The organism is Terriglobales bacterium (assembly GCA_035457425.1).
GTDB lineage: Bacteria > Acidobacteriota > Terriglobia > Terriglobales > Acidobacteriaceae > JACPNR01.
In genome coordinates, this window is record DATIBR010000026.1 from 1 (window position 1) to 7,331 (window position 7,331).

Here is a 7,331-nt window from a genome sequence, read left to right on the forward strand (position 1 = left end):
CTCCGCACCGCGATGGAGGGCAAGAAGTTCGCCGAAGAGGTGGACGAGGAGTTCAAGTCGCTGGCCAGCCGCATCTTCCTCAACGGCGGCACCTTCGTCGACATCCTGCCGCTGGCCCAGCGCAAGAACGAGCGCGAGCGAGCAGTGCAGCGCGTGAAGGACGCGCTCGCCGAGATCGACTCCACCGGCGTCCAGGTCAAGGACCTCGAGATCGGGCTGCTGGATTTTCCCTGCGTGGTCGAGGACCGCGTCATCCTGCTGTGCTGGAAGCTGGGCGAGAAGTCCATCGCGCACTGGCACTCGACGGATGAGGGCTTCGCCGGCCGCAAGCCCATCGACGACCGCATCGCGAACGCTAAGAAGCCGAGCAATTAGCGATCAGCGATTAGCGATTAGCGATCAGAGCCTCGGCGTTGAAAGAGCAAACGCAAGGTCCCTCGACTCGTCCGCTCGCCCCGGCGAGCGGACTCGCTCGGGATGACAATCAAGAAAGGGCGCGGGACGCGCGCCGAGGGGATCACATCACGTCCTGGCGGCGGCCGGTGTTCTTCAGGTCTTCGTCGTCGCCCCAGTCCACCCAGAAAAACAGCAGGTCGCCGACAACAGGGAAGAGATCGAGGAGCAGCTCGAGCAGGGCGGCCAGCACGGCGGGATTGTAGTCCCGCGGGGCCAAAACCACGGTACACGCCCCCCCACCCCCCCTGTTTCGCTTGAAAACGACGTTAACGCAATCATTTCAGCGGTTTAGGGGAATCCATACCGTGATTCTTACCGTGGTTCTACCGTGGTTTACCGTGGTTCACCATGGTTTACCGCGAGCCGAGTTTTCAAAGAGCGAAGGCAGAGCGGGGCACAGAGGGCGCGGGGCAGCCACGCGCTTCTCATAATGCTATAGTTCTGCGATTCAAATAACCAATGAATAGCGCAGGCCGGTCCCGAAGTCAAGCGAAAACTTCGCTCTTTATTCGCCTGCGAGGCTCCAATCGGGCCAACAGGAACGAACCCAGGAAGCGAATGGGGCTACGGCCGCACCAGCATGGTGAGCGCGTCGACCAGGGCCTTGGGGTCGTGGGTGTTCATGATGCGGCCGTCGACCTTCGCCGCCGTCGGGTCATAGCCGTTGTAGAGCATCAGGACGGGCGTGTCGGGATAGGCCAGCTTGAGGTCATCGCACAGCCGGACACGGCTGGGCTCCGGCACCGAGTGGCACATCAGCACCAGATCGAGCGCCGGGCGGGCCGCCGCGTCCAGGAACTTGCTGACTGCGGAATCACCCAGCAAGGCGGTCACGGTGTAACCGGTGTGCTGCAGCAAGAGCGTTCGGCTGTGTTGGAGGACCTGGTCGCGGCTGATGGTGAGGATGTGTTTCTTGGGGCCCATGGTGCGCCTACTTTCGTCGCGGCAAGAAACGCCTGCGACTCGTAGCGAAGGCGCAAGAGGTTTGGTGGGAAGTAGTGCGCGGTTGTGTCTTCGTCGCTATCTACAGTCTACGCCTTCCGGACCTCGCGTGCGGGAAATCGGAGGCGCTAGTAGTGGGATGCCCTGACCCCACGAAAAGCCGCCAAAAGCGCGAAAAATGCAGGCTCTGGCCACTAGCCACTGGCCACAGGCCACTACGGTTTCTGCCCCGGCTTCCACTGCGGCTTGAAGTCGGAGTTGACCAGCCAGACCACGGGCTTGATGAGCGAGTCCACGGCGCGGGTGTAGTGCTCCCACTGGACGTGCGCGAGGTCGTCCTGGGGCGAGTGGTACTCCTTCTGCAAGCCGTAGCTGCCGATGGTCTGCGCGACCACGCCCTTCTTGGCCAGGACGTAGTTGTCGGAGCGCTGGAAGAAGTTCTGTTCGGGATAGGGATCGGCGACGACGTTGGCGCCGTGCTTCTTCAGCTCGTCGGCGAAGTCGGAGCGGTCGTGCCCGGTGATCCAGAGGACGTCGGGCTGGAGCTTGGGGTCGGGCCAGGCGAGCATCTCGAACTCGAGGTTGGCGGTGATGCTGGCCAGCGGGACGGGGGAGTGGGAGAGGAAGTGGGTGGAGCCGAGCCCGCCGAGCTCTTCGGCGCCGAAGAGCGCGAAGACGACGGTGCGCTTGGGCTTGGGGCCGGCGGCGATGGCGCGGGCCAGTTCGAGCACGGCGACGGTGCCGCTGGCGTCGTCGCAGGCGCCGTTGTAGATGTCGTCGGTGACCTTGCCGGCGGCGTCCTTGAGGGGCGGCGTGCCGTTGCCCGGCGCGCCCTGGCCGAGGTGGTCGAGGTGCGCGGTCAGCAGGATGACGTCCTGGTCGGCGTCCTGGTCGGTGCCGTGGAGGATGCCGACGGCGTTGTAGGTGTACTCGCGGCGGGGCTCGCCCAGCTTGGTCTCGAGCGTGATGGCGGCGCCCTCGGGAAGCGCGGCGAGCTGCTGCGCGGCCTCGGGCTTCACCAGCAGGACGTCGCGCTCGATGCCGCCGCCGAGGCCGTCGCCCCTGGCGGCGCCGACGACCGCGCGCTGGAACAGCGGGCGCGAGCGGGCGAGCGCGTCCCAGCCCTTGAGGTTGTTGTCGGAGGCGGGGATGATGACGGCGGTGGCGCCCCCTTGCAGCACAGTGAAGATCTGGCGGAACCAGGCCTGCGGGGGCTGGTTGGTGTCGAGCGGCCAGAAGACGATGGCGCCCTTCTGCGGCGTGCCGCCTTCCTTCGGGAGTTTTTGCAGCGGGCCGCTGACGTTCTTGCCCGAGCTGCGGGAGGCGATGAACTCCTTGCCGTGGGTGAGGACGACGGGCTGACCGCCGGCGAGCGCGGTGAAGCTGAGGGTGGGCGGCGCGGCGAGCTGCGGCGTCTCGATCGTGCCGGTCTGGAGGAAGGCGCCGTTATCGCCGGCGGGCTCGACGCCGTACTGGCGGAGCTGGGCGCCGGCGAACTCGGCGGCGGTGCGCTCGTCGGGGGTGGCGGAGCCGCGGCCGCGCAGGGCGTCGGAGGCGAGGAACTCGAGGTTGGCGCGCAGGCAGCGCGCGCAGACGCGCTGGGTGTCGCTGAGCGGGTCTTTTTGCGCGGCGGCCGCGGGCGACTTCTTCGGCGGCTTCCGGGTGTCTTTCTTGTGGGACTGCGCGGCGGAGAAGAGCGAGGCGACCAGCAGGAACAGGACGAGCGAGCGCGAGCGAGAGAGCAAACAGGCCTCCATGAGCGAAAGGGCAGTATAGAAGACGGTCGCTGTTTAGGAACATTCCGAGCCCGCCGCGGCGGGCTCGGGATGTAAGTCAAAAGCGAGCGGCACCCGGACTTGTTACAATTCTTGCCCTGGCCGTAGAGCCAAGATGAGACTCGTCGCAAAGCCGCTGCTCGCCCTCGCGCTGCTGGTCGCGCTCGCCGGCTGCGGCGACTTCTTCGTCGACGACACGCCGACGAACCAGGCGAAGTTCGCGTTCGTCGCGAACAACGGTTCCGGGAACGCGTCGGCGTACACCGTGGGCTCGAACGGGGCGCTCGCCAACGCGCCGGGCTCGCCGTTCGGCGCGGCCACCAATCCCAACGCGATCGACGCCGACGGCAGCGGGCGCTGGGTCTACGTGGCGAACAACGCCGGCGGCATCTCCGGCTACACCATCAACCGCAACGACGGCTCGCTGGGCGCGGTGAGCGGCTCGCCCTTCACGCCGGGCACGGGATATCTGGCGATCGCGGTCGATCCCGCGGGACGCTTCGTGTACGCGCTGACGACGGCGGGCTCGGTGGAGTCGTACACGCTGAACAACACCAGCGGCGTGATCACGATCGTGGGGACGGCGGTGCCGGTGGGCGGCGCGCTGGCCAACGCGATGGTCGAGGACCCGAGCGGACACTTCGTGTTCGTGGCGGTGGGCGCGGCGGGCGTAGTGCCGCTGAAGATCCAGACCGACGGAACGCTGGTGGCGGGGGCGGTGCAGCCGCCGGCGCCGTGCACCGGCGCGAACCGCGTGGCGATCTCGCCCAACGCGAGGTTCGCCTATATCACCGACGGGACCAGCGTGTGCATCTTCAGCGTGAACAACTCGAACGGCGCGCTGACGGCGGTGACGGGCGGCACGGGCGGCTCGCCGGTGGCGGCCGGCACGACGCCGACCGGACTGGCGGTCGACGAGACGGGCAAGTTCCTGTACGTGACGAACGCGGGCTCGAACAACGTGACCGCGTTCACGGTGGCGAGCGACGGCCGGCTGGCGACGATCGCGGGGTCGCCGTTCGCGGCGGGCGCGTCGCCGGTGGACGTGAACTCCGACCCGTCGGGCCAGTTCCTCTACGTGGTGAACAACGGCGGCGGCGTGCAGATGTACACCATCAACACGACGAGCGGCGTGCTGACGGACCGCGGGACCACGAGCGCCGGGACGAGCCCGGTGGCGATCGTGACGACTCCCTAGAGCGGTTTCTCGTTCCTGGTTTCTCGTTCCTCGAAGCCCCCGTGCGGAAATGGGGCGACACAACCTCGCCGCGAGAAGGCGAGAAACGAAGGAACGAGAAACGAGAAACCTGCTAGAATCCGCGCGACTTTTCTTAGCAACCGAATGGCGCAGGTGCGCAAGATCGGGATCTGCACGGGCGGCGGGGACTGTCCCGGGCTGAACGCGGTGATCCGCGCGGCGGTGAAGACCGCGGTGCTGAAGTACGGCTACGAAGTGCTCGGGATCCAGGACGGATTCGACGGGCTGATCTGGCCGGCGGAGAAAGCCAAGCCGCTGACGCTGAACGACGTGAGCGGCATCCTGCCGCGCGGCGGAACGATCCTGGGGACGACGAACCGCGGCGACCCGTTCAAGTACAAGGTGGTGGAGAACGGGGTCGAGCGCGTGAAGGATTTCTCCGACCAAGTGCTGCACAACGCGCAGCTGCTGGGGATGGACGCGCTGATCGTGATCGGGGGCGACGGCACGCAGAAGATCGGGCTGCAGCTGTACGAGAAGGGGCTGAAGGTCGTGGGCGTGCCGAAGACGATCGACAACGACCTGTCGGCGACGGAGATCACGTTCGGGTTCGACACGGCGCTGCACGTGGCGACGGACGCGATCGACCGCATCCACACGACGGCGGAGTCGCACCACCGCATCATGCTGGTGGAGCTGATGGGTCGGGACGCGGGGTGGATCGCGCTGGAAGCGGGGATCGCGGGCGGGGCGCACGTGATCCTGATCCCGGAGATCCCGTTCACGGTGGAGCGGATCTGTCAGTTCGTGAAGGACCGGGAGGCGATGGGGAAGCGGTTCACGATCATCGCGGTGGCGGAAGGGTGCAAGATGCCGTCGGACATGGCGGGGAAGTTCGCGGAGCAGAAGCGCGCGGCGCCGCGGCCGGGGCAGATCGGGAACGCGCTGGGCGAGGCGATCGGGATGTGCGCGAAGCGCGAGACGCGGGTGACGGTGCTGGGGCACATCCAGCGTGGCGGGTCGCCGTCGCCGTTCGACCGGATCCTCTCGACGCGGTTCGGGGTGGCGGTGGTGAACCTGATCGCGGAAGGGAAGTTCGGGCGGATGGTGTGCCTGAAAGAAGCGCGCATCCACGACGTGCCGATCTCGCAGGCGGTGGGGATGCTGAAGACGGTGGACCCGAAGGGCGAGATGGTGTCGATCGCGAAGGCCATCGGAGTGTGCTTCGGGGACTGAGCGGCGCCCAGCAAGGCCGTGGCTGCCGACGTGCCGTGACCTACCTGCTATATTCCTGTCAAGCGATGATGAAGTCCGCGCATGTCCGCTGGCTGGTGGCGTTGTTGCTGGTCGCGGCTGCCGGTTGCGGCAAGAAAGAAGAAGAGAGCAAAGAGCAGATGTACGTGGCGGTGCCGCAGGTGATGCTGCGCGACCGCGTGGCCGCCGTCTACAACAAGGTGGGGTCGGCGAAGAACGGCGAGAAGCTGGTGGTGCTGGACCGGCAGAAGCGGTTCGTGAAGGTGCGGACCGCGGGCGGCGTGGAGGGTTGGGTCGAGCAGCGCTACCTGGTGAGCACGACGGTCTACAGCCAGGCGCAGGCGCTGGCGAACAAGGAGAAGGTGGCGCCGGCGCAGGGCAAGGCGATCGCGCGCAACGACATCAACCTGCACGTCGAGCCGGGGCGCGACACCGAACACCTCTACCAACTCAAGGAAGGCGAGAAGGTCGACGTGCTGACGCGCGCGACGGCGGAGAAGCCGGGAACGCGGGCGGCGGCGCAGGCGGCGCAGGCGGCGGACCCAGGGCAGAAGGGGCCGGCGGCGGTGGTGGAGGACTGGCGACTGGTGCGCGACGCGGAAGGCCGGACCGGGTGGGTGCTGGCGCGGATGATCGACGTCGATGCGCCGCTGGAGGTGGCGCAATACGCGGAGAGCCAGCGCATCGTGGCGTACTTCATGCTGAACGAGGTGGACGACAGCGGCAAGAAGGTGCCGCAGTACCTGCTGGCGCTGGGCGAGCCGAAAGACGGCCAGCCGCAGGACTACAACCAGATCCGCGTCTTCACCTGGAACACGAAGCGCGACCGCTACGAGACGGCGTATCGCGAGCGGAACCTGGCGGGCGAGCTGCCGATCCGCGTGGGGGTGGAGGAGTTTGCGGGGGAGGGGAAGCTGCCGTACTTCGTCCTGCGAGTGCGGGATGACGAGGGCAAAGTCACGGAGCGCAAGTACAAGATGAACGGGGTGATGGTGCGGCGGGCGCTGGCGCCCGGGGAGCAGCCGCCCCCCAAGCGGGCGGCGGGCGGGCGGAAGCGCCGGTAGGTCTCTCAGAAGTCTCTCAGAAACAGGGCATCGGAACGGGGCCTTAGGGAATCCAACTCTCAGCGAGGGAAACCATGGCGGAAAAGGTAAAGAAGCTGAACCTCGAGCGCGATTACAAGAAGTACCTGTATTTCATCGACGGGCAGGGGAACGTGTCGCAGAAGGCGAAGTCGGGCGAGGGCGAGACGAAGATCCTGGTGCCGAACGCGGTCGAGCGGGACAACAACTTCCTGTATTTCGTCGACAAGGACGGCGACGTGGCGCGGTCGCCGCGGGCGGCGCGCAAGAAGAAGGAAGACGCCGCCTAAGGCCCCGCGGCAAGGCTCTCTCTCATGCTGGTCTTCCGCGACGGACGGCGGCGGGTCGCCGTCCGGACGCTCCATGAACAATTGCAGGGAACGTGTCGCCGCGCCGCTTCGGGCGGAGGCGACGCCGTGCTCGACGCGCTGCTGCGGGCGGGCGAGTTGGAGTGCGGGCTGGCGGACGCGGGCGCTGCGGCCGCGGCCGAGGTCGCGCGGCTGACCGACGAGCTGGCGGAGGCGCTGGTCAGCGGGCGGGCGCCGCGTGGGCTGCCGGCCGGCCTCGCCGGAGAGCTTCCCGAGACAATCGCCATCGCAGTCCCCGAAGGGTTTGCGTATTACG

The 7,331-nt window shown here is 67.2% G+C and carries 9 protein-coding genes; 6 read left to right on the forward strand and 3 right to left on the reverse strand.

The features are described 5' to 3' along the window. Nucleotides 1–375: DUF2203 domain-containing protein (locus VLA96_02135; GenBank protein HSE47987.1), on the forward strand; the 375-nt coding region annotated here is incomplete at its 5' end. Between the two features lie 142 nt (nt 376–517). Here the strand turns inward: VLA96_02135 and VLA96_02140 are convergent. The 3 genes from VLA96_02140 to VLA96_02150 all read right to left on the reverse strand — a co-directional run bounded on the left by VLA96_02140 (nt 518) and on the right by VLA96_02150 (nt 3,143). After that, the gene (locus tag VLA96_02140) at nt 518–646 is read right to left on the reverse strand and encodes a hypothetical protein (protein ID HSE47988.1); all 129 of its coding nucleotides are present in this window, start codon (nt 644–646) and stop codon (nt 518–520) included. Between the two features lie 374 nt (nt 647–1,020). After that, entirely contained in the window at nt 1,021–1,380 is a 360-nt protein-coding gene (locus tag VLA96_02145) for a hypothetical protein (protein HSE47989.1), read from the reverse strand. 233 nt (nt 1,381–1,613) lie between these two features. After that, nucleotides 1,614–3,143: a M20/M25/M40 family metallo-hydrolase gene (locus VLA96_02150; protein ID HSE47990.1), complete on the reverse strand. Its 1,530-nt coding sequence runs from the start codon at nt 3,141–3,143 to the stop codon at nt 1,614–1,616. Between the two features lie 145 nt (nt 3,144–3,288). Here VLA96_02150 and VLA96_02155 point away from each other — a divergent pair, with 145 nt between their 5' ends. From VLA96_02155 to VLA96_02175, 5 genes are all read left to right on the forward strand, one after another. Continuing rightward, entirely contained in the window at nt 3,289–4,371 is a 1,083-nt protein-coding gene (locus VLA96_02155) for a beta-propeller fold lactonase family protein (GenBank protein HSE47991.1), read from the forward strand. A 144-nt stretch (nt 4,372–4,515) separates the two neighbouring features. Then, nucleotides 4,516–5,607, forward strand: a complete 1,092-nt coding sequence (locus VLA96_02160) for an ATP-dependent 6-phosphofructokinase (protein HSE47992.1) — start codon at nt 4,516–4,518, stop codon at nt 5,605–5,607. Nucleotides 5,608–5,675: 68 nt separating this feature from the next. Continuing rightward, complete coding sequence (locus tag VLA96_02165; protein ID HSE47993.1) at nt 5,676–6,689, forward strand: SH3 domain-containing protein; 1,014 nt, start codon at nt 5,676–5,678, stop codon at nt 6,687–6,689. Nucleotides 6,690–6,763: 74 nt separating this feature from the next. After that, complete coding sequence (locus VLA96_02170) at nt 6,764–6,997, forward strand: hypothetical protein (GenBank protein HSE47994.1); 234 nt, start codon at nt 6,764–6,766, stop codon at nt 6,995–6,997. A gap of 24 nt (nt 6,998–7,021) precedes the next feature. Next, on the forward strand, nt 7,022–7,331 hold a 310-nt coding region (locus VLA96_02175), incomplete at its 3' end, for a hypothetical protein (GenBank protein HSE47995.1).

Excerpts from the sequence above, each read along its gene's own strand:
- VLA96_02160 (HSE47992.1), top strand. The coding sequence starts at position 4,516 with ATGGCGCAGGTGCGCAAGATCGGGATCTGCACGGGCGGCGGGGACTGT.
- VLA96_02145 (HSE47989.1), bottom strand. The coding sequence starts at position 1,380 with ATGGGCCCCAAGAAACACATCCTCACCATCAGCCGCGACCAGGTCCTC.
- VLA96_02170 (HSE47994.1), top strand. The coding sequence starts at position 6,764 with ATGGCGGAAAAGGTAAAGAAGCTGAACCTCGAGCGCGATTACAAGAAG.
- VLA96_02165 (HSE47993.1), top strand. The coding sequence starts at position 5,676 with ATGAAGTCCGCGCATGTCCGCTGGCTGGTGGCGTTGTTGCTGGTCGCG.
- VLA96_02155 (HSE47991.1), top strand. The coding sequence starts at position 3,289 with ATGAGACTCGTCGCAAAGCCGCTGCTCGCCCTCGCGCTGCTGGTCGCG.